The organism is Streptomyces sp. NPDC031132, assembly GCF_055570595.1.
On the sequence record NZ_JBVIGX010000008.1, the window covers coordinates 1 to 20,164 of the forward strand.

The 20,164-nt window shown below is 70.4% G+C and carries 18 protein-coding genes, 1 rRNA gene and 1 riboswitch; of the genes, 15 read left to right on the forward strand and 4 right to left on the reverse strand.

The window, feature by feature from the left end; genetic code table 11:
* From rrf to ACZ49B_RS14080, 11 genes are all read left to right on the forward strand, one after another.
* Positions 1-93, forward strand: a 5S ribosomal RNA gene (rrf, locus tag ACZ49B_RS14030); the annotation flags it as partial.
* 121 nt (positions 94-214) lie between these two features.
* Positions 215-805 carry a CDP-alcohol phosphatidyltransferase family protein gene (locus ACZ49B_RS14035; protein ID WP_468304898.1) on the forward strand — a complete coding sequence of 197 codons (591 nt, stop codon included), beginning with the start codon at positions 215-217 and terminating at the stop codon, positions 803-805.
* Between the two features lie 100 nt (positions 806-905).
* Positions 906-3,401, forward strand: coding sequence for a sugar phosphate nucleotidyltransferase (locus tag ACZ49B_RS14040; RefSeq protein ID WP_468304901.1), 2,496 nt, complete (start codon positions 906-908; stop codon positions 3,399-3,401).
* A gap of 112 nt (positions 3,402-3,513) precedes the next feature.
* The gene (locus tag ACZ49B_RS14045) at positions 3,514-4,422 is read left to right on the forward strand and encodes a DUF881 domain-containing protein (RefSeq protein ID WP_468304904.1); all 909 of its coding nucleotides are present in this window, start codon (positions 3,514-3,516) and stop codon (positions 4,420-4,422) included.
* A complete protein-coding gene (locus tag ACZ49B_RS14050; RefSeq protein WP_030158423.1) occupies positions 4,419-4,751 on the forward strand; it encodes a small basic family protein in 333 nt (110 codons plus the stop codon). The genes ACZ49B_RS14045 and ACZ49B_RS14050 overlap by 4 nt, the downstream gene beginning before the upstream one ends.
* Positions 4,752-4,756: 5 nt before the next feature.
* Positions 4,757-5,662 (forward strand): DUF881 domain-containing protein, encoded by a 906-nt coding sequence (locus tag ACZ49B_RS14055; protein ID WP_468304908.1) that lies wholly within the window; start codon positions 4,757-4,759, stop codon positions 5,660-5,662.
* Positions 5,663-5,792: 130 nt separating this feature from the next.
* Entirely contained in the window at positions 5,793-6,686 is an 894-nt protein-coding gene (locus ACZ49B_RS14060) for an FHA domain-containing protein (RefSeq protein WP_468304911.1), read from the forward strand.
* A 72-nt stretch (positions 6,687-6,758) separates the two neighbouring features.
* Positions 6,759-7,532 carry a transcriptional regulator FtsR gene (gene ftsR, locus ACZ49B_RS14065; RefSeq protein ID WP_468304914.1) on the forward strand — a complete coding sequence of 258 codons (774 nt, stop codon included), beginning with the start codon at positions 6,759-6,761 and terminating at the stop codon, positions 7,530-7,532.
* A gap of 64 nt (positions 7,533-7,596) precedes the next feature.
* On the forward strand, positions 7,597-8,070 hold the full coding sequence (locus tag ACZ49B_RS14070; protein WP_030009777.1) for a bifunctional nuclease family protein: 474 nt from the start codon (positions 7,597-7,599) through the stop codon (positions 8,068-8,070).
* Positions 8,071-8,249: 179 nt separating this feature from the next.
* Positions 8,250-8,888 carry a MerR family transcriptional regulator gene (locus tag ACZ49B_RS14075; RefSeq protein WP_030303838.1) on the forward strand — a complete coding sequence of 213 codons (639 nt, stop codon included), beginning with the start codon at positions 8,250-8,252 and terminating at the stop codon, positions 8,886-8,888.
* A gap of 79 nt (positions 8,889-8,967) precedes the next feature.
* Positions 8,968-10,473: a DNA polymerase IV gene (locus tag ACZ49B_RS14080; RefSeq protein ID WP_468304918.1), complete on the forward strand. Its 1,506-nt coding sequence runs from the start codon at positions 8,968-8,970 to the stop codon at positions 10,471-10,473.
* On the opposite strand, the gene ACZ49B_RS14085 is transcribed toward ACZ49B_RS14080, so the two are convergent.
* The gene (locus ACZ49B_RS14085) at positions 10,470-10,841 is read right to left on the reverse strand and encodes a PRC-barrel domain-containing protein (protein ID WP_468304921.1); all 372 of its coding nucleotides are present in this window, start codon (positions 10,839-10,841) and stop codon (positions 10,470-10,472) included. The genes ACZ49B_RS14080 and ACZ49B_RS14085 overlap by 4 nt on opposite strands.
* A 113-nt stretch (positions 10,842-10,954) precedes the next feature.
* Positions 10,955-11,053, forward strand: a riboswitch (glycine riboswitch).
* A gap of 198 nt (positions 11,054-11,251) precedes the next feature.
* Between ACZ49B_RS14085 and gcvP the strand changes: the two genes are divergently transcribed.
* Positions 11,252-14,137, forward strand: a complete 2,886-nt coding sequence (gene gcvP / locus ACZ49B_RS14090) for an aminomethyl-transferring glycine dehydrogenase (RefSeq protein WP_468304924.1) — start codon at positions 11,252-11,254, stop codon at positions 14,135-14,137.
* A gap of 150 nt (positions 14,138-14,287) precedes the next feature.
* Here gcvP and ACZ49B_RS14095 read toward each other — a convergent pair whose 3' ends face one another.
* Together ACZ49B_RS14095 and ACZ49B_RS14100 are read right to left on the reverse strand one after the other, a co-directional pair.
* Entirely contained in the window at positions 14,288-14,494 is a 207-nt protein-coding gene (locus tag ACZ49B_RS14095; protein ID WP_030303831.1) for a DUF5999 family protein, read from the reverse strand.
* 278 nt (positions 14,495-14,772) lie between these two features.
* Positions 14,773-15,393, reverse strand: a complete 621-nt coding sequence (locus tag ACZ49B_RS14100) for a hypothetical protein (protein WP_053789725.1) — start codon at positions 15,391-15,393, stop codon at positions 14,773-14,775.
* Positions 15,394-15,887: 494 nt separating this feature from the next.
* Here ACZ49B_RS14100 and ACZ49B_RS14105 point away from each other — a divergent pair, with 494 nt between their 5' ends.
* Positions 15,888-17,423, forward strand: a complete 1,536-nt coding sequence (locus tag ACZ49B_RS14105; RefSeq protein ID WP_468304927.1) for a glutamate-cysteine ligase family protein — start codon at positions 15,888-15,890, stop codon at positions 17,421-17,423.
* A gap of 154 nt (positions 17,424-17,577) precedes the next feature.
* Entirely contained in the window at positions 17,578-18,321 is a 744-nt protein-coding gene (locus tag ACZ49B_RS14110; protein WP_468305553.1) for a CPBP family intramembrane glutamic endopeptidase, read from the forward strand.
* A 23-nt stretch (positions 18,322-18,344) separates the two neighbouring features.
* On the opposite strand, the gene ACZ49B_RS14115 is transcribed toward ACZ49B_RS14110, so the two are convergent.
* Positions 18,345-19,163, reverse strand: a complete 819-nt coding sequence (locus ACZ49B_RS14115) for a PhzF family phenazine biosynthesis protein (RefSeq protein WP_468304929.1) — start codon at positions 19,161-19,163, stop codon at positions 18,345-18,347.
* A 219-nt stretch (positions 19,164-19,382) separates the two neighbouring features.
* On the opposite strand from ACZ49B_RS14115, the gene ACZ49B_RS14120 reads away from it, so the two are divergent.
* Entirely contained in the window at positions 19,383-19,991 is a 609-nt protein-coding gene (locus ACZ49B_RS14120) for a PadR family transcriptional regulator (protein WP_468304931.1), read from the forward strand.
* Positions 19,992-20,164: the final 173 nt, after the last annotated feature.

The following is a 20,164-nucleotide window of genomic DNA, read 5'->3' on the forward strand; positions in this document are numbered from 1 at the left end:
ACGCCCGGTTACATTCCGAACCCGGAAGCTAAGCCTTTCAGCGCCGATGGTACTGCAGGGGGGACCCTGTGGGAGAGTAGGACGCCGCCGAACAATCATTGTGGAAAAGCCCCGTACCGGGATCCGGTACGGGGCTTTTCTGCGTTCAGGGCCGGTGCCGCTTCCTGTAGGGTCAGGAGGCATCGTTCGTACGTTCAACAGTGGAGGCCCCCGGGTGGAGGTCCAGGAGACTCGGGTTCAGACGGACCGAATTTTCACCATTCCGAACATTCTGAGCATGGCTCGCCTCGTCGGCGTGCCCGTGTTCCTCTGGCTGATTCTGGAGGAGCACGACGGCTGGGCCTTGGCGGTCCTCATGCTCAGCGGGGTCAGCGACTACCTCGACGGGAAGCTGGCACGGCGCTGGAATCAGATCAGCAGCCTCGGCCGGCTGCTGGATCCGGCCGCGGACCGGCTGTACATCCTCTCCACGCTCTTCGGCCTGACCTATCGAGAGATTCTCCCGTTGTGGCTGACCGGGGCGCTGATCGCCCGTGAGCTGATGCTGCTGGTCATGGTCTGGATCCTGCGCCGCCACGGCTATCCGCCGCCGCAGGTCAACTTCCTCGGCAAGGCCGCGACCTTCAACCTCATGTACGCCTTCCCCCTGCTGTTGCTCAGTGACGGTACGGGTTGGTTGGCCTGGATGGGGGCAGTTTTCGGATGGGCGTTCGCCGGATGGGGTACAACCCTCTACTGGTGGGCAGGAATCCTTTACGTGGTGCAAGTCCGCCGGCTCGTGAAGGCGGACGCCGCGGCCGATTGAGCTCGCTCGGCGCCCGGCTGACGCGGAAGATTTGCGGAGTCACCGTCCGGGGCGGGTGAGGTCGGCGAGAACGTCGTCTCTCAAGGAGGACTCTTCCGACATGAAGGCCGTCGTGATGGCCGGTGGCGAAGGCACTCGCCTTCGCCCCATGACCTCGAGCATGCCCAAGCCGCTCCTGCCGGTGGCCAACCGGCCGATCATGGAGCACGTGCTCAGGCTGCTCAAGCGGCATGGGCTCAGCGAGACCGTTGTTACCGTCCAGTTCTTGGCGTCACTCGTCAAGAACTACTTCGGTGACGGCGAGGAGCTCGGAATGGAGCTCACCTATGCCAATGAGGAGAAGCCACTCGGCACTGCCGGCAGTGTGAAGAATGCCGAGGAGGCCTTGAAGGATGATGCTTTCCTCGTCATTTCCGGCGATGCACTCACCGACTTCGACCTCACCGACCTCATCCGCTTCCACAAACAGAAGGGCGCACTCGTCACGGTGTGCCTGACCCGGGTGCCGAACCCGCTGGAATTCGGCATCACGATCGTGGACGAGGAAGGAAAGGTCGAGCGCTTCCTCGAAAAGCCGACGTGGGGGCAGGTGTTCTCGGACACCGTCAACACCGGTATCTACGTCATGGAGCCCGAGGTCTTCAATTACGTGGACCCGGATGTTCCGGTGGACTGGTCCGGCGATGTCTTCCCGCAGCTGATGAAGGAAGGCCGGCCGATCTACGGCTACGTGGCCGAGGGCTACTGGGAGGACGTCGGCACGCACGAGAGCTACGTCAAGGCGCAGGCCGACGTACTCGAGGGCAAGGTCCAGGTCGAGATGGACGGCTTCGAGATCTCTCCCGGCGTGTGGATCGCCGAAGGCGCCGAGGTGAGCCCCGACGCCGTGCTCCGCGGGCCGCTGTACATCGGTGACTACGCCAAGGTCGAGGCGGGCGCGGAGATCCGCGAGCACACGGTCGTCGGGTCCAACGTCGTCGTGAAGAGCGGGGCCTTCCTGCACCGGGCCGTCATCCACGACAACGTCTACATCGGGCAGCACAGCAATCTGCGCGGCTGCGTCATCGGCAAGAACACCGACATCATGCGGGCGGCCCGGATCGAGGACGGGGCCGTCATCGGTGACGAGTGTCTGGTCGGTGAGGAATCGATCATTCAGGGGAACGTGCGGGTCTACCCCTTCAAGACGATCGAGGCCGGTGCCTTCGTCAACACGTCGGTGATCTGGGAGTCCCGCGGGCAGGCGCACCTCTTCGGCACACGAGGCGTCACCGGGATCCTGAACGTGGAGATCACGCCCGAGCTGGTGGTCCGGCTCGCCGGCGCGTACGCGACCACCCTGAAGAAGGGGGCGACGGTCACCACGGCCCGAGACCACTCCCGTGGCGCGAGAGCGCTCAAGCGGGCCGTGATCTCGGCGCTGCAGGCCAGCGCGATCAACGTCCGCGACCTGGAGAACGTACCGCTGCCCGTGGCGCGGCAGCAGACCGCGCGCGGCAGCGCCGGCGGGATCGTCCTGCGGACCTCGCCCGGGGTGCCCGACTCCGTCGACATCGTGTTCCTCGACGAGCGGGGAGCGGACCTCTCGCTCCAACAGCAGCGCAAGCTGGACCGGGTGTACGCGCGGCAGGAGTACCGACGGGCGTTCCCGGGGGAGATCGGCGACCTCCAGTTCCCGGGCAGCGTCTTCGACGCGTACACGGGCTCGCTGCTGCGGCGGGTGGACACGACCGGGATCGCCGATTCCGGGCTCAAGGTGGTCGTGGACGCCTCCAACGGCAGTGCCGGGCTGGTCCTGCCGAGCCTGCTGGGCCGGCTCGGCGTGGACGCGCTGACGATCAATCCGGGGCTCGACGAGACCAGGCCGACGGAGACCGCGGAGTCCCGGCGGGCCGGGCTGGTGCGGCTCGGGGAGATCGTGGCCTCGGCGCGGGCCGCGTTCGGGGTGCGGTTCGACCCGGTGGGGGAGCGCATCTCCCTGGTGGACGAGCGCGGGCGGATCATCGAGGACGACCGGGCGCTGCTCGTGTTGCTGGACCTCGTGGCCGCGGAGAAGCGCAGCGGCAAGGTGGCGCTTCCGGTCACCACGACCCGTATCGCCGAGCAGGTGGCGGCGTACCACGGGACGCAGGTGGAGTGGACGACGACCGCGGCCGACGACCTGACGCGGGTGGGCCGGGCGGAGAACACGATCTTCGGCGGGGACGGCCGGGGCGGATACATCGTCCCGGAGTTCAGCAGCGTCTTCGACGGGTCGGCGGCCTTCGTCCAGCTGATCGGTCTGGTGGCGCGGACGCAGCTCACCCTGAGTCAGATCGATGCGCGGATACCGCGAGCCCATGTACTCAAGCGGGACGTACCGACCCCGTGGGCGGTGAAGGGGCTCGTGATGCGGCGGGTCGTGGAGGCGGCCGGGGACCGGCAGGTGGACACCACCGACGGTGTGCGGGTGGTCGAGGCCGACGGGCGGTGGGCGCTGGTCCTGCCGGACCCGGCGGAGGCGGTCACGCACCTGTGGGCCGAAGGTCCCGACGACGCGTCCGCGCAGGCGCTGCTGGACGAGTGGGCGGGCGTGGTGGACGGCGCCGGGCACTGAGCGCAGCCGTACACGTGGCGGACCAGCGCAGTCCGGTGGGCCGGGAGCGGAGCGCGTTGCTCCCTGTCCACCGGACGGGCGCATTCGGTGTGGGCGGCGCCGACATGCGACGATGAGCGGCATGTCGCAGCCGCCCCACAACCGGAGTTCGGCGCCGGCGCCTCCCGCGCGCCCGGACGCATCCATGTCGCTGCTGACGCACGTGATGGACCACAGTCTCGACGAGGGCTACGCGGAGGCGTCGGCCCGGCGTGAGGCGGAGGGTACGGCGGGGCTGCCGCGCACCCTCAAGGCCAAGCTGGCGCTCGCCGCCGGGCTCGTGCTCGCCGCCATGGTCGTCACCCTCGGTGCCGCCCAGGCGCGGGTAGCCGCGCCGGTGCTGGCCAAGGAGCGGCAGGAGCTGATCGACCGGGTGCAGCGAGCCGACGAGCACGCGGACGGTCTGGAGCGGGACATCGAGCGGCTGCGGGCGAACGTCGCGAGCCGCCAGCGCGAGGCGCTCAAGCAGCACGGCGGTGACCAGGGGCAGCTCGTGGCGCTGCTGGCCGGTGCCACGGAGGCCCGGGGTCCGGGGGTCAAGCTGGTCGTGGACGACGCCAAGGGCTCCTCGTCGGGCGGCGGTGGCAAGCCGCGCGAGAACGCCGGGTTCTCGGACACCGGCAGGCTTCGTGACCGGGACATGCAGAAGATCGTCAACGGGCTGTGGCAGTCGGGGGCCGAGGCCATCTCGATCAACGGGCAGCGGCTGACGGCGCTGTCGGCGATCAGGGCCGCGGGTGACGCGATACTGGTCGACAACAGGCCGCTGGTACCGCCGTACGAGGTGCTGGCGGTGGGGGACAAGAAGCGGCTCGGGACCACGTTCCAGGACTCCCCGGACGGCCAGTACCTGCACGCGCTGCAGGAGAACTACGGGATCCGCTACACCCTGTCCCCCGCGGACGAGCTGCGGCTGCCGGCCGCGTCGAGCCTGACCGTACGTTCAGCTACAGCAGAAGAGCCGAAGAAGGGTGCATCGTGATCGCGGTACTGGGCCTGGTGGCCGGAGTGGTGGTCGGGCTTCTGGTCCGGCCCGAAGTGCCGGCCGTCGTCGAGCCGTATCTGCCGATCGCCGTGGTGGCGGCGCTGGACGCGGTGTTCGGGGGCCTGCGCGCGATGCTGGACGGCATCTTCGTGGACAAGGTCTTCGTGGTGTCGTTCCTGTCGAACGTGGTCGTGGCCGCGCTGATCGTCTTCCTCGGTGACAAGCTGGGCGTCGGCTCGCAGCTGTCGACCGGTGTCGTCGTGGTCCTCGGCATCCGCATCTTCTCCAACGCCGCGGCCATCCGCCGGCACGTGTTCCGGGCGTGAGGCCGATGAGTACGAACGACAATCCGCCCGAGGAGCCGATGGGCTCGGAGCTGCCGCCGCAGGACCGGCCGGAGCAGGACGCGCAGCGCGAGGCACAGCCCGCCGGGCTGGCCCAGCCGGCCCGGCCCCCCGAACCCACTCAAACCACCGCAGACGCGGCGGCTGCGGCCGCCAACGCCGCCGAGCCCGGGCAGACCGGCCGGCAGCGGCTGGCGGAGGGGCTGTGGCCGCCGCGGGTGAGCCGGGCCCAACTGATCGTGGCGCTGCTCCTGTTCGTCCTCGGGCTGGGCCTGGCCATCCAGGTGCGGTCGAACAGCGACTCCAGCGCACTGCGCGGGGCCCGTCAGGAGGACCTCGTACGGATCCTCGACGAGCTCGACGGGCGGACCAAGCGCCTGGAGGACGAGAAGCAGCAGCTGGAGGATCAGCGCAAGGAGTTGGAGAGCAGCTCCAACCAGGCCGAGGAGGCCCGGCGGCAGACGATCGAGAAGGAACGCCAACTCGGGATCCTGGCCGGTACGGTGGCAGCGCAGGGGCCGGGCATCACGCTGAAGATCACCGATCCCAAGGGCCAGGTGCAGTCGGACCAGCTGCTGGACACCCTCCAGGAGCTGCGGGCGGCCGGGGCCGAGGCGATCCAGATCAACGGTGTGCGCATCGTGGCGGGCTCGTTCTTCTCGGACGAGGGCGGCGGGATCGGGATCGACGGTAAGAAGATCACACAGCCTTATGAGTTCAAGGTGATCGGCAAGGCGCAGGATCTGGAGCCTGCTCTGAACATTCCCGGCGGTGTCGTGCAGACGCTGGAGAAGGAACAGGCCACCGTCGCCGTCACACGGTCGGCGAAGATCGTTGTGGATGCCTTGCGGGCTGCGAAGCAGCCTGACTACGCTCGGTCGTCATCGTCGTGATGCGGGACGGGGAGCGGACGGGCTCACGCGGGCTGGTGCCTGCGGGGGGTCGGCGCGCTGAAGTCGTGCTGCGTGGTGGAAACTGTCTGGTGGTTACGGACGTTGTGAGAATGTCCGGGTCGGCAGGTGTGTGCATTCGGAGTTCGTCCTGCCCCACGGGCGGGTCTGTTTCGTTCAAGGGGAATCGCCCGTGAAGTTGTTTGAGAAGTTGTTCGGAAAGAAGAACCGCGAGGACGGTGCAGCGAAGCACCGCGCGGGGCAGGGGGAGGTGGAAGGGCAGGGCGACCGGCCGCTCTTCCGTGACGAGGTCGCCGGCGCGGGGGATGTTTCGGGCGCGCAGGGCGCGTCGTCTGTTGACCCTGCCGGTTCCGGACGCATAGGTTTTGGTGAACCATCAACCTCAAGTTCGGGTGGAGGGTTTGCCCCCGACCCGTATGCCACCAATGCCTCCGCGGGGCAGCCGCGGCGCGAGGAGCCGTCCATGTCGGCCGAGCAGGTTTGCAGCAGGTGCGGACACCGTAGCGATGCGGCCAGCCGGTTCTGCTCCAACTGTGGCGCGCCGCTGCGGGCGGGTCTGACGCCGGAGCGTGCCTCGGAGACCACGTCCACCATCTCGATCTCGGGCCTCGAGGCCTACGAGGCCGAGGTGTCGGGACAACAGCACGTGTCGTCCTCGCTGTCCCCCGAGGCCCAGGCCGCGGTGGAAGCTCTGCCTCCGGGTTCCGCCCTGCTGATCGTGCGGCGCGGACCCAACTCCGGCAGCCGCTTCCTGTTGGACGGTGAGCTGACCACGGCGGGCCGGCACCCGCAGAGCGACATCTTCCTGGACGACGTCACGGTCTCCCGGCGGCATGTCGAGTTCCGCAGGAGCCAGGACGGCGGCTTCACCGTCGCCGACGTGGGCAGCCTCAACGGCACGTACGTCAACCGTGAGCCGATCGACTCGGTCGCCCTGCACAACGGCGACGAGGTGCAGATCGGCAAGTACCGGCTGGTCTTCTACGCGAGCCTGCGGGGCGTCTGACCGCCCCCTAGGCTCCGCCTGGGGGGACCCCCACCCCGGACTCGGCCCGGGGATCCCCAGAGGGAAGGTCCCATGCTGCGTACCCCGACCGGCGGTGCCCCCAAGAGCGGCACCGCCGGCACCGTCGGCTCGGCCGGGCGGCTGGTGAGCATCGGCACGGTGCTCACCATGCTGCGCGTCGAGTTCCCCGAAGTCACGATCTCGAAGATTCGCTTCCTGGAGGCGGAGGGGCTGGTCGAGCCCCGGCGCACACCTTCCGGATACCGCAAGTTCAGCACGGAGGACGTCGAGCGGCTGGCCCGCATCCTGCGGCTGCAGCGGGACCACTACCTGCCGTTGAAGGTCATCCGCGAACAGCTGGACGCGCTCGCCCGCGGCGAGCAGATCCGTATCCCGTCGCCCACGGCGCACGGGGAATCCGTCGATCCGGGCAGTCCTTCCGCCGTCTACGGCGAGGTGGGCCGGGAGCGGCCGACCGCGGCCCGGGTGGGCCGTGCCGAGCTGATGGCCGCGGCCGAGGTGGACGAGGCGCAGCTCGCCGACTGGGAGTCGTACGGGCTGATCGGCGAGGCTCCGGGCGGCGGGTTCGACGCCGAGGCGGTCACGGTGGCCCGTCTGGTGGCGGATTTGGGCCGGTTCGGGCTGGAGCCCCGGCACCTGCGGGCCATGAAGGCCGCCGCCGACCGGGAGGCGGGCTTGGTGGAGCAGGTCGTGGCACCGCTGCGGCGGCACCGCAACCCGCAGACCAGGGCCCATGCCGAGGCCACGATGAAAGAGCTCGCCGGACTCTCCGTAAGGCTCCACGAGGCCTTGGTGCAGACGGCTCTCGGGGTCCGTCTGCACTGACCCCGAGGATCTTCGAGGGGGGCCCGACTACCCAAACCTGCCGGGCAGGTCCTAGGGTTGCTGTGTGAACGAGCTCGACGTTGTGGGTGTCCGGGTGGAAATGCCCTCCAACCAACCGATCGTGCTCCTGCGTGAAGTGGGAGGCGACCGGTACCTCCCCATCTGGATCGGACCAGGGGAGGCGACCGCCATTGCCTTCGCGCAGCAGGGCATGGCCCCTGCCCGGCCGCTGACGCACGACCTGTTCAAGGACGTGCTGGAGGCGATCGGCGAGGAGCTCACCGAGGTCCGGATCACGGATCTGCGGGAGGGCGTCTTCTACGCGGAGCTCGTCTTCGCCAGCGGGGTCGAGGTGAGCGCGCGGCCCTCCGACGCCATAGCGCTGGCCCTGCGCACGGGGACGCCGATCTACGGGAGCGACGGCGTGCTGGACGACGCCGGAATCGCCATTCCGGACGAGCAGGAGGACGAGGTGGAGAAGTTCCGCGAGTTCCTCGACCAGATCTCTCCGGAGGACTTCGGTACCGGCCCGCAGTGATCCGTCGGCCGTGCCGTCCCCGGGGAGTGACAGCCCATTCGGTTAGCCTTTCCCCGATATGGGGCACGGGAAACCACTCTCAGGGTGATTATCACTCGGCGTGCCGAGTGTGGCGATCGTTGACGCACCCCTGGTGACTGCCTACCTTCGAGGGGGCAGGTCAAGGACGGAGGGTCGGCGTGAGAGTCACGGGCGACGGTACGACCGGGGGCATCCCCGTGCGGAGTGACGGTGGGCCGTACCCGCTCCACGGCAGCGCGGCAGGTTCCGCGCGCCGTCAGCCGGAGGCGGCGACGGTCGCGGCGGCCGGCGCGGACCCGGCACCCGAACAGGTCGGGTACCGGGGTCCGACGGCGTGCGCCGCGGCGGGCATCACGTACCGGCAGCTCGACTACTGGGCGCGGACCGGGCTGGTGGAGCCCACGGTGCGCCCCGCGTACGGCTCGGGCACGCAGCGCCTGTACAGCTTCCGGGACGTGGTGGTCCTCAAGATCGTCAAGCGCTTCCTGGACACCGGTGTGGCGCTGCAGAACATCCGGACCGCGGTCCAGCACCTGCGGGACCGCGGCTTCGCGGACCTCGAGCGCATGACGCTGATGAGCGACGGCGCCACCGTGTACGAGTGCACCTCGCCGGACCAGGTCGTGAGCCTGCTCCAGGGCGGGCAGGGCATCTTCGGCATCGCCGTGGGCGTGGTCTGGCGCGATGTCGAGAACGCGCTGTCGCAGCTGCACGGCGAGCGCGTCGACACCGGCGAGACGGTGGTCGGCCACAACCCGACGGACGAGCTGGCCGCCCGGCGCAACAGGGCCGGTTGAGTCCGGTCCCCGGCCCGGCCGCGCGGGCGCCGGGCCCGGCCCGGGCCGATTGTCAGTGGCGTAGGGCAGCATCGGGGCTGTGAGAGCCGCGCCGACCATCCTGCATCTGGACATGGACGCCTTCTACGCATCCGTGGAGCAGGCGTCGAAGCCGAGCCTGCGCGGCAAGGCCGTCATCGTCGGCGGGCTCGGGCCGCGCGGGGTGGTCGCCACCGCCTCCTACGAGGCGCGCCGTTTCGGGGTGCACTCGGCGATGCCGATGGCCCAGGCGCGGCGGCTCTGCCCGAACGGCGCCTGCCTGATCCCGCGCTTCAGCCTGTACCGGGCCGTCAGTGACCTGGTCATGGCGCTGCTGCGGGAGCTGTCGCCGCTCGTGGAGCCTCTCAGCCTCGACGAGGCCTTCGTGGACCTGGAGGCGGGCGGAACCGCCTTCGACGCGGAATCCGCCCTGGAGACGGGGCAGCGGCTGCGGGCGGAGATCTTGGCGGCGACCGGGCTCAGTGCCTCGGTGGGGCTTGCGGGGTCGAAGATGCTGGCGAAGGTGGCCTCGGAGGAGGCCAAGCCGGACGGGCTGCTGCTGATCGAGCCGGGCACGGAGCGGGCCCTGCTCGCGCCGATGACGGTACGGACCCTGCCGGGGGTGGGGCCGGCCACCGGCGAGCACCTGCGGCGGGCCGGGATCACCACCGTGGGGGAGCTGGCCGAGGCCGGCGAGGACGAGCTGGTCCGGATGGTCGGGCGCTCGCACGGGGTCGGGCTGTACCGGATGGCGCTGGGGCTGGACGACCGGCCGGTGGTCGCCGAGCGCGACGCGAAGTCCGTGTCGGTCGAGGACACCTTCGACGTGGACCTGCACGACCGGGTGCGGATCCGGAACGAGGTGCAGAGACTCGCCGACCGGTGTGTGCACCGGCTGCGGGACTCGGGGCACTCGGGGCGCACGATCGTGCTGAAGGTGCGGCGGTACGACTTCTCGACCCTGACGCGCTCCGAGACGCTGCGGGGGCCCACCGACGACCCCGCGGTGGTGCGGGAGGCCGCGGCGCGGCTGCTGGAGGCGGTGGACACCACGGGCGGCGTGCGGCTGCTGGGCGTGGGCGTGACCGGGCTGGCGGACTACACCCAGGAGGACCTGTTCGCGCAGTCCATGGCGGCGGAGGCGGCTGCTGAAGCCGCTGCGGAGGCTGCCGCGGCGGGCGAGGACGTGGCCGCCGAGCAGGACAGGGCTGCGGAGCCCGGAGGGACGGGCGGGATCGGAGGGACGGGCGGGTCCGGTGGCCTTGCTGGTCCGGCAGGGCCTGGTGGGCCCGCAGGGGCCCCCGAAGGCGCGGAGCCGGACGGGGAGGCGGGGCCCGCCCGGGAACGCCGCTGGGCGGCCGGGAGCGACGTACGGCACGCCGTGTACGGGCCGGGGTGGGTGCAGGGCAGCGGGGTCGGGAGGGTGACCGTGCGGTTCGAGCAGCCCGGATCTCCACCGGGCCGGGTGCGCACCTTCCGGGTGGACGACCCCGAGCTGGAGCCGTCCGATCCGCTGCCCCTCGTAGGGGAACCCGCGGTGGGGGCACCCGTACCGGAAGAGGGCTAGGGGGTTTCGTCCCCGTTCGCCAGGCGGCCGAAGTCGCGCTGGATGTCCGACGGGAGGGAGACGTCCAGTCCGTAGTGGTGGTAGAGCTGCAGCTCCTGTTCGGGGGAGAGGTGGCGGCCGACGCCGAAGTCCGGGGCTTCCTTGATCAGGGAGCGTTCGAAGGGGACCCGCAGGGTGTCGTCGACCACCTCGCTCGGTTCCAGCGGGACGAACGCGTCCCGGCTGAACAGGCCCGTCCGGACGGCGGCCCACTCGGGCACGCCCGTGGCATCGTCGAGGTAGACCTCGTCGACGGTGCCGATCTTGGTTCCGTTGCGGTCGAACGCCTTGCGGCCGATCAGGCTGCGCGGATCGATGTCGGTCTGCACGGTCCCTCCATATGGTCGCAACTCCTCCGTAACGACTACAAAAGTGCATTTCCGGGGTGGGGGCCACTCGAGGGAGGTCCCAGAACGTCGCTGGTAGGCTGGGTGACGGCTGTTGACCCTGTGCGGGAGAGTCCTCCGAGTGAGCATGACGGAGGCGCCGAAGGAGCAAATCCTCCCCGGAATCTCTCAGGCATACGTACCGCACGTGACGAGGCCACTCTGGAAAGCAGGGGCGGGTACCGGGTGCGCAGTGCCGGTTCCCCTCCTCACCGACGGTGAAAGCCGGAATCCGCGGGCCATCCCCGCGACTCCGGTGAAGCTCTCAGGTTGAGATGACAGAGGGGGAGGCCGTCCGGGTGCCCGCGCCGTGGTGCCCCTCGCAGGTCGTACGACCCAGGAGGCCTCCGTACATGACCGCCAACCGCATTCCGCTTTCCCAGCTTGAGCGAGGGATCCCCTTCGAGCAGCGCCACATCGGCCCGGATGCCGAGGCGCAGGCGAAGATGCTCGCCCACGTGGGCTACGGCTCGCTGGACGAACTGACCGCCGCCGCGGTACCGGATGTGATCAAGAGCGCCGAGGCGCTGAACCTGCCCGAGGCGCTGACCGAGGCCGAGGTGCTGGCCGAGCTGCGTTCGCTCGCCGACCGCAACCAGGTCCTGACGCCGATGATCGGCCTCGGCTACTACGGGACCTTCACCCCGCCGGTGATCCTGCGCAACGTGATGGAGAACCCGGCCTGGTACACGGCGTACACGCCCTACCAGCCCGAGATCTCGCAGGGCCGCCTCGAGGCGCTCCTGAACTTCCAGACCGTCGTCGCGGACCTCACGGGCCTGCCGACCTCCGGTGCCTCCCTGCTCGACGAGGGCACCGCGGCCGCCGAGGCCATGACGCTGGCCCGCCGCGTGGGCAAGTCCAAGGGGAACATCTTCCTCGTCGACGCCGACGCGCTGCCGCAGACGATCGCCGTGATCGAGACCCGCGCCGAGCCGATCGGCATCGAGATCGTCGTCGCCGACCTGTCCGAGGGCATCCCTGCCGAGGTCGCGGAGCGCGGCGTCTACGGTGTGCTCCTCCAGTACCCGGGCGCCTCCGGTGCCGTACGGGACATCAAGCCGGTCATCGACCAGGCGCACGGCCTCGGCGCGATCGTCGCCGTCGCCGCCGACCTGCTCGCCCTGACCCTGCTGACCTCGCCGGGTGCCCTCGGCGCGGACATCGCGGTCGGCACCACCCAGCGCTTCGGCGTCCCGATGGGCTTCGGCGGTCCGCACGCCGGCTACATGGCCGTCCAGGACAAGCACGCCCGCTCGCTGCCGGGCCGCCTCGTCGGCGTCTCCGTGGACGCGGACGGCAACAAGGCCTACCGTCTGGCGCTGCAGACCCGTGAGCAGCACATCCGCCGCGAGAAGGCCACCAGCAACATCTGCACCGCGCAGGTGCTGCTCGCCGTCATGGCCGGCATGTACGCCGTCTACCACGGTCCGGACGGCCTGCGGACGATCGCCCGCCGTACCCACCGCTACGCGGCCCTGCTCGCGGCCGGTCTGACGGCCGGCGGGGTCGAGCTCGTGCACGGTTCGTACTTCGACACCCTGACCGCCCGGGTGCCCGGCAAGGCCGCCGAGGTCGTCGCCGCGGCCCGCGAGGGCGGGGTCAACCTGTACCAGGTCGACGCCGACCTCGTCTCCCTCTCCTGCGACGAGACGACCCTGCGCGCCGACGTAGAGGCCGTCTGGGCCGCCTTCGGCGTGAGCGCCGACATCGAGGCCCTCGACGAGACCACCGCCGAGGCGCTGCCCGAGGGCCTGCTGCGCTCGGACGACTACCTGGCGCACCCGGTCTTCCACCAGCACCGCAGCGAGACCGCGATGCTGCGCTACCTGCGCAAGCTGGCGGACAAGGACTACGCGCTGGACCGCGGCATGATCCCGCTGGGCTCCTGCACCATGAAGCTCAACGCGACCACCGAGATGGAGTCGGTCACCTGGCCGGAATTCGGCCAGCTGCACCCCTTCGCCCCGGTCGAGCAGGCCGAGGGGTACCTCACGCTCATCTCCGAGCTGGAGGAACGTCTCTGCGAGGTCACCGGCTACGACAAGGTCTCCATCCAGCCGAACGCCGGCTCCCAGGGTGAGCTCGCCGGCCTGCTGGCCGTCCGGGCCTACCACCGGGCGAACGGAGACGAGCAGCGCACCGTCTGCCTCATCCCGTCCTCCGCGCACGGCACCAACGCCGCCAGCGCCGTGATGGCCGGCATGAAGGTCGTCGTCGTCAAGACCGCCGACGACGGCGAGGTGGACGCGGCCGACCTGCGCGCCAAGATCGAGCAGTACCGCGACGAGCTCGCCGTGCTGATGATCACGTACCCCTCGACGCACGGTGTGTTCGAGGAGCACGTCGCCGACATCTGCGCCCAGGTGCACGACGCCGGCGGCCAGGTCTACGTGGACGGCGCCAACCTCAACGCCCTGGTGGGCCTGGCCAAGCCGGGTCACTTCGGCGGCGACGTCTCGCACCTGAACCTGCACAAGACCTTCTGCATCCCGCACGGCGGCGGCGGTCCGGGCGTTGGCCCGGTCGGTGTCCGGGCGCACCTGGCCCCGTACCTGCCGAACCACCCGCTCCAGCCGACCGCGGGCCCGGAGACGGGCGTCGGCCCGATCTCGGCGGCGCCGTGGGGCTCGGCCGGCATCCTGCCGATCTCCTGGTCGTACGTGCGCCTCATGGGCGGCGAGGGCCTCAAGCGCGCCACCCAGGTGGCGGTGCTGGGCGCGAACTACATCGCCAAGCGCCTGGAGCCGCACTACCCGGTGCTCTACACCGGCCCGGGCAACCTGGTCGCGCACGAGTGCATCATCGACCTGCGCCCGCTGTCGAAGGCGACGGGCGTCAGCGTGGACGACATCGCCAAGCGCCTCATCGACTACGGCTTCCACGCGCCGACCATGTCCTTCCCGGTCGCCGGCACGCTGATGATCGAGCCGACGGAGTCCGAGGACCTCGCCGAGATCGACCGCTTCTGCGACGCGATGATCGCCATCCGCGCCGAGATCGAGCGGGTCGCGGGCGGCGAGTGGCCGGTGGACGACAACCCGCTGGCCAACTCCCCGCACACGGCGGCGGCGCTGGGCGGCGAGTGGAACCACCCGTACAGCCGTGACGAGGCCGTCTTCCCGGGCGGGGTCACGGCGGCGGAGAAGTACTGGCCGCCGGTACGCCGCATCGACGGTGCCTTCGGCGACCGCAACCTGGTGTGCTCCTGCCCGCCGCTGGACGAGTACGACAACTGAGCCGTACGGCACTACGACGCCGTGTCCGTTCGGTGACATGACATATTCGTATGACATGACCGCATGACGAAGGGCCGGTCCGGGAGAATCATTCCCGGGCCGGCCCTTCTGCGTTCTGTTCCGTTCCGTTCACTCCGTGCTGTCGTCGGACTAGGCCGCTTTCATCACCTGCGCCGCCGCCAGCGGGCGGTGCGGGGCGATGATCTGGCCGTCCGGCAGCAGCTCACCGGTGTCCTCGAAGAGCAGGACGCCGTTGCACAGCAGGCTCCAGCCCTGTTCCGGGTGGTTGGCCACGGGCTTGGCGGCCTCCCGGTCGGCGGAGTCTGCTGACGGGCACGCTGGCTGGTGCTGGCACATGGATGCGTTCTTTCGCTGCGATGTGGTCTGTGTGCTGCGGCTCGATGCGTTGTTCATGGCCGCCCCCCGTATCAACGTCTTGGTTTGGTCAGGGTCCCAGTGTTCCCCTCCGGACTTGAGTCCGCAGGGATTTCCGGCAGCTGTCCTCATAGATTGATGACGCATCACTCGTGCGGGCGGTTCAGCTCAACTCCCCTGTCATTTCGGGTGGTTCGCAGGTGACCCGAGTGGGCTAGACCGAATGGGTCGTTCGGGTCACCAGCCCCGAACGGGCCAGCTCAGGCAGCCGGCGCGGCCAGTGACGGCGGGAGAGGCGGACTCGGCGGAGCGAGCCGGTGGGTCATCACGGGCAGCAGCTCGGACACCGGATGCGGCCGGTACGCGGCGATGCCGGGCGGAGCCGGCGCCAGCGGCACCAGCAGATCCGCGGCGGCCGGCAGCCCGGCGGAGGCATCGGCGCCGACCGCCCCGTGCAGCCAGAGCGTCAGCATGTACAGCTCCGGTACGGAGAGCAGCCGCGGCTGGTAGCTCTTGCCGAGCGATTCCGCCTGGCGCAGGGCCCGTTCGGTGGCCGCGACATAGGGGCCCTCGAAGAAATGGGAGAACGCCCAGCCGTCCGGCGTCAGCCGGGTGTCCGCGGCGGCGACGTAGCGGTCGCCGCTGCGGATCAGGAACCGCCAGGCGGTCAGCCGGGTGCGGGGCGGACGGCCCCCCGCGGCCAGCTCCGAGATGTTCAACCGGTCGAGGACGTGGACCGGAAGCGGCAGTTCGGCGGTCATCGGGCCCTGCAGCGCGCGCAGGGCCGGAGTGTGCGCCTCGTGGACGGCGGTGGGGGAACCGAGTGCCGCGAGGACGCTGCGCAGGGCGGGCGCGGGAGCCGGAGGGACATGCAGCGGCATGGTGGGTCGCCTCTCACTTGGGAGACCTGTGGATCGGGGCAGGTGCGGACGGCGCTGTCGCATTCTGGGGCCAGAGGGGGGCTGAGGGGCAATGGCCGCGCGCCAACTCTCTGCCTCGTTTGCGGAGTTTATACGACATGTGTTCACGCAGTGTTTCGGCTAGCTGTCCCGCCTATTGCCGACAAGGCGCTTACCGGTCCCGCTGACATGGCATTCATGCCGGTTGCGCGCGAACAAGTCGCGCTGACCTCGGAGGTTACCGGACAGGGGCTCGGCTGGAAAGCGCCCATTATGTGGAACCGGCAAAACGCATGCGGAATTTGCATACGGTGTCTTGCCAAGTGAATGTGCCATAGCGCCCTTCGGCCAAACCGGCGCGCGCTCCCCGCCACGCACGCCCCCTCGGCGTTATGGATCACGCCGCCGGGGCATCATCGACCGTACACGCGCGCCTGGGTGGCACGGACCAGGCCCACTCGAGGAGGGACGCTTCGATGGGGGAGAAGGTCGTGGCGGGCGGATTCGACCTGTCCGATCGGCAGAGGTATCGGAGGAAGCTTCACGAGTGCCTGGAGGGGCTGGAGCGGCTTCTGGCAGAGAAGAGGTTCGATCGGCCCAAGAACATGATGGGGCTGGAGATCGAGCTGAATCTGGCGGGTGCCGACGGGTTGCCGAGAATGGTGAATGCCCAGGTTCTGGAGCGGATAGCGAGCCAGGATTTCCAGACCGAACTCGGAATGTTCAACCTGGAGGTGAACGTCCTTCCCCACCGGCTCGGCGGCCGCGTATTCGACCAGCTCGCCGAGGAACTGAGTGCGGGGCTCGGCTATGCCCACCGGCAGGCCGCGGCGATCGACGCCGGGGTGGTGATGATCGGCATCCTGCCGACGATCACCCGCTCCGACCTGGTCACCGCCAACCTCTCGGCGGTGGACCGCTACTCGCTGCTGAACGAGCAGATCCTGATGATGCGCGGTGAGGACTTCATGCTCGACATCGACGGGGTCGAGCGCCTCACGTGGAGCACCGGGTCGATCGTCCCGGAGGCCGCCTGCACCTCCGTACAGCTGCACCTGCAGGTGACGCCGGGCCGGTTCGCCGACGTGTGGAACGCGGCGCAGGCGGTGACCGCCGTGCAGATAGCCGTCGGCGCCAACTCCCCGTTCCTGTTCGGGCGTGAGCTGTGGCGGGAGTCGCGGCCGCCGCTGTTCACCCAGGCCACCGACACCCGGCCGCCCGAGCTCCAGGCCCAGGGGGTGCGGCCGCGGACCTGGTTCGGGGAGCGCTGGGTGGAGTCGGCGTACGAGCTCTTCGCGGAGAACGTCCGCTACTTCCCGGCCCTGCTGCCCATCTGCGACGAGGAGGAGCCGCTGCGCGTGCTCGCCGAGGGCGGGGTGCCGAGCCTGCAGGAGCTGGTCCTGCACAACGGCACGGTGTACCGGTGGAACCGGCCCGTGTACGGGGTCGCCGACGGGGTGCCGCACCTGCGGGTGGAGAACCGGGTGCTGCCGGCCGGGCCGACGGTCGCCGACGTGGTGGCGAACGCCGCCTTCTACTACGGGCTCGTCCGCACGCTCGCCGACGAGCAGCGGCCGGTGTGGACCCGGCTGCCCTTCGCCGAGGCGGAGGCCAACTTCGACGCGGCCTGCCGGTACGGGATCGACGCGCGGCTGCGCTGGCCGCGCCGCGGCCGCAACGGCGGGCTGGCCAGTGTGTCCGCCGTACGGCTGGTCCTGGACGAACTGCTGCCGATGGCGGCGGCCGGGCTGGACGCCTGGGGCATCGAGCCCGCCGACCGCGACCACTACCTCGGCATCATCGAGGAGCGCTGCCAGCGGCGGGTCAACGGAGCGACCTGGCAGGTGGACACCTACCACCGGGCGCTCGCATCCGGGATGGAACGGGACGCGGCGCTGGCCGCGATCACCCGGCGCTACAGCGAGCTGATGCACAAGGGCGATCCCGTGCACACCTGGCCCGTCGGCCTGGTGGACGAGGAGGTGAGCGCCCCGGTGCCGGTCCGGCGCTGAACCGGCCGCCCTGAGCACCTTCCGGGTCCGGTGATCCCCTTCCCCTGCCGACGAGGCAGTATGGGGTGGACGGAAGCGGAACGGCGGGACGGAGTCGGACGTGCGGGCGGAGCCGGAGCCGGTGGTCAAGGCGTTGCACGAGGACGGGCGCGCCATGCTGCGCACCGAGATGCTGCTCGTGCTGGCGCTGTCGCTGGGGGCGAGCGCCGTCTCCTCGCTGATCAGCTTCATCGGATCGCTCACCAAGCCGGGGGGCCTCAAGGACCAGGCCGCCACGCTGAACGGCTCGTACGCCCCCGGCCGGCCGTGGCTGGACTTGGCCTGGCAGCTGTTCGGCATCGGCACCGCCCTGGTGCCGGTGCTGCTGGTCGCCCACCTGCTGACCCGGGAGGGCGTGCCGGGGCTGCGCGTGCTGGGCTTCGACCGGACCCGGCCCGGTTGGGACCTGGGGCGCGGAGCCCTCGTGGCGGCCGGGATCGGCAGCGCCGGGCTGGCCTTCTACCTGGGGGCGCGGGCCGGCGGGTTCAACCTGACGGTGGTGCCGGAGGCGCTGCCCGATGTGTGGTGGAAGTTCCCCGTACTGATCCTCTCCGCGGTGCAGAACTCCGTGGTGGAGGAGGTCATCGTGCTGGCGTACCTGCTGCGCCGGCTCGACCAGCTGGGCTGGTCGCCGACGGCCGCGCTGCTGGCCAGCTCGGTGCTGCGCGGTTCGTACCACCTCTACCAGGGCATCGGCGGGTTCATCGGCAACATGGTGATGGGCGTCGTCTTCGTCCTCGCCTACCGCCGCTGGGGCCGGGTGATGCCGCTCGTCGTCGCGCACGCGCTGCTCGACATCGTGGCCTTCGGCGGGTACGCCCTGCTCGCGGGCAAGGTGGGCTGGCTGCCGACGCCGTAGGCCTCCGTCAGGCCCTTCGCCGGTCAGGGGCGGGCGAGCAGTTCGCCGTCGACGACCGTGACCGCGTGGCCCGTGAGGAGCGTACGGTCGCCGGCCAGGCGGACCCGGACGAGGCCGGTGCGCGCGCCGCCCTGGAGTCCGACGAGCGAGGTGCGGCCCAGGCGGGCGGACCAGAACGGGGCGAGGGCGGTGTGGGCGCTGCCGGTGACCGGGTCCTCGTCGATCCCGAAGGCCGGGAAGAAGCCGCGGGAGACGAAGTCGTACCCGCGGGAAGGGTCCTCGGCGGCCGCGGTGACGATCACCCCGCGGCGGGAGTAGCCGCGCAGGGCGGCGATGTCGGGGGTGAGCTCGCGGACGGCCCGCTCGTCCGCCAGCTCGACGACCAGGTCGCCGATGTGCTCGGACGTGTCGTGGACGGACCGGATCTCGGCGCCCAGGGCGCTGCGTACGGCGGGGTCCGCGTCGACCGGTGTCAGGGAGGACGTCGGGAAGTCCATGGTGATCGTGCCGTCCTCGGCGGTCGCGGCCGTGAGGATGCCGCACCGGGCGGAGAACCGGATCAGGCCCGTGGCCAGGCCGCTCGTCGCGATCACGTGCGCCGTGGCCAGCGTGGCGTGGCCGCACATGTCGACTTCCGCGGACGGGGTGAACCAGCGCAGGGCCCAGTCGGCGTCCCCGCCGGCCGGCAGCGGGTGGGCGAACGCGGTCTCGGAGAGGTTGACCTCGGTGGCGACCTGCTGGAGCCAGGCGTCCGGTGGGAACTCCCCGTCGAGGAGCAGGACCCCGGCGGGGTTGCCGCGGAAGGGGCGGTCGGTGAAGGCATCGACGATTCGCAGGCGCATGGAGCGACCGTAGGGCCGGTTCTCGATCGTCGGCAAAGGCCAATGCGCGACGACTGGCCCCCTCTCGGCCGGAGCCGGGGAGCGGTGCGCGGCCGGCCTGGTCAGGGGCGTGTTCGTTATTAGTTTCCGATATATCGTTGACGCATCGCGATGGCTCGGCGATAGTTGACGTATCGCAGGAGCGATAGCGAGAGACCGGAAGACGAAAGGAGCGCAGTCATGCGTTCACACGGACAGCACGAACACGAGCACGGACGGGGCCACGGCCACTGCGGGCCCGATCGTCGGGAGGAGTTCCAGGGACGGCGCGGCGCCTTCGGCCCGTTCGGACCGCCCTTCGGCGGCGGCCCCTTCGGCGGCCGCGGCGGACGCGGCGGACCGCGCGGGCGGGCCCGGCGGGGAGATGTGCGCGCCTCGATCCTGGCGCTGCTCAAGGACCGGCCGATGCACGGCTACGAGATGATCCAGGAGATCGGCGAGCGCAGCGGCGGGGCCTGGAAGCCCAGCCCGGGCTCGGTCTACCCGACCCTGCAGCTGCTCGAGGACGAGGGGCACATCACCAGCGAGAGCGAGGGCGGCAAGAAGCTGTTCACGCTCACCGACGCCGGCCGCACCGAGGCCGAGTCGGCCTCGGAGGCCCCCTGGGCCGAGGCCGGGCGCGGGTTCGACTTCGAGGCGATGCACGAGGTCCGGACGGCCGGAATCGGCCTGTTCGAAGCCTTCGGCCAGGTCTTCAAGACCGGCTCGGCCGAGCAGCGCGAGAAGGCCCTCGCGGTCATCAACGACGCCCGCAAGAAGCTCTACCTGATCCTGGCCGACGAGCACTGAGCCGGCCGGCGAAAGGAAAACGGCGCGGCCCCAGAAGCCCTTCCCGGTGGGCGGCGCCCTCCCCTCTCCCCCCCCCCGGGGGGGGGGCAGAAAAACCCGGAGGGTTCACGGCATCGCCCCCCGCCTGTGGGGCTGGCCCCGCTGCGTGGTCGGCCGTCGGCCGGGGCCGACGG

Excerpts from the sequence above, each read along its gene's own strand:
- ACZ49B_RS14040 (WP_468304901.1), top strand. The coding sequence starts at position 906 with ATGAAGGCCGTCGTGATGGCCGGTGGCGAAGGCACTCGCCTTCGCCCC.
- ACZ49B_RS14045 (WP_468304904.1), top strand. The coding sequence starts at position 3,514 with ATGAGCGGCATGTCGCAGCCGCCCCACAACCGGAGTTCGGCGCCGGCG.
- ACZ49B_RS14055 (WP_468304908.1), top strand. The coding sequence starts at position 4,757 with ATGAGTACGAACGACAATCCGCCCGAGGAGCCGATGGGCTCGGAGCTG.
- ftsR (WP_468304914.1), top strand. The coding sequence starts at position 6,759 with ATGCTGCGTACCCCGACCGGCGGTGCCCCCAAGAGCGGCACCGCCGGC.
- gcvP (WP_468304924.1), top strand. The coding sequence starts at position 11,252 with ATGACCGCCAACCGCATTCCGCTTTCCCAGCTTGAGCGAGGGATCCCC.
- ACZ49B_RS14095 (WP_030303831.1), bottom strand. The coding sequence starts at position 14,494 with ATGTGCCAGCACCAGCCAGCGTGCCCGTCAGCAGACTCCGCCGACCGG.
- ACZ49B_RS14100 (WP_053789725.1), bottom strand. The coding sequence starts at position 15,393 with ATGCCGCTGCATGTCCCTCCGGCTCCCGCGCCCGCCCTGCGCAGCGTC.
- ACZ49B_RS14105 (WP_468304927.1), top strand. The coding sequence starts at position 15,888 with ATGGGGGAGAAGGTCGTGGCGGGCGGATTCGACCTGTCCGATCGGCAG.
- ACZ49B_RS14110 (WP_468305553.1), top strand. The coding sequence starts at position 17,578 with ATGCTGCGCACCGAGATGCTGCTCGTGCTGGCGCTGTCGCTGGGGGCG.
- ACZ49B_RS14115 (WP_468304929.1), bottom strand. The coding sequence starts at position 19,163 with ATGCGCCTGCGAATCGTCGATGCCTTCACCGACCGCCCCTTCCGCGGC.
- ACZ49B_RS14120 (WP_468304931.1), top strand. The coding sequence starts at position 19,383 with ATGCGTTCACACGGACAGCACGAACACGAGCACGGACGGGGCCACGGC.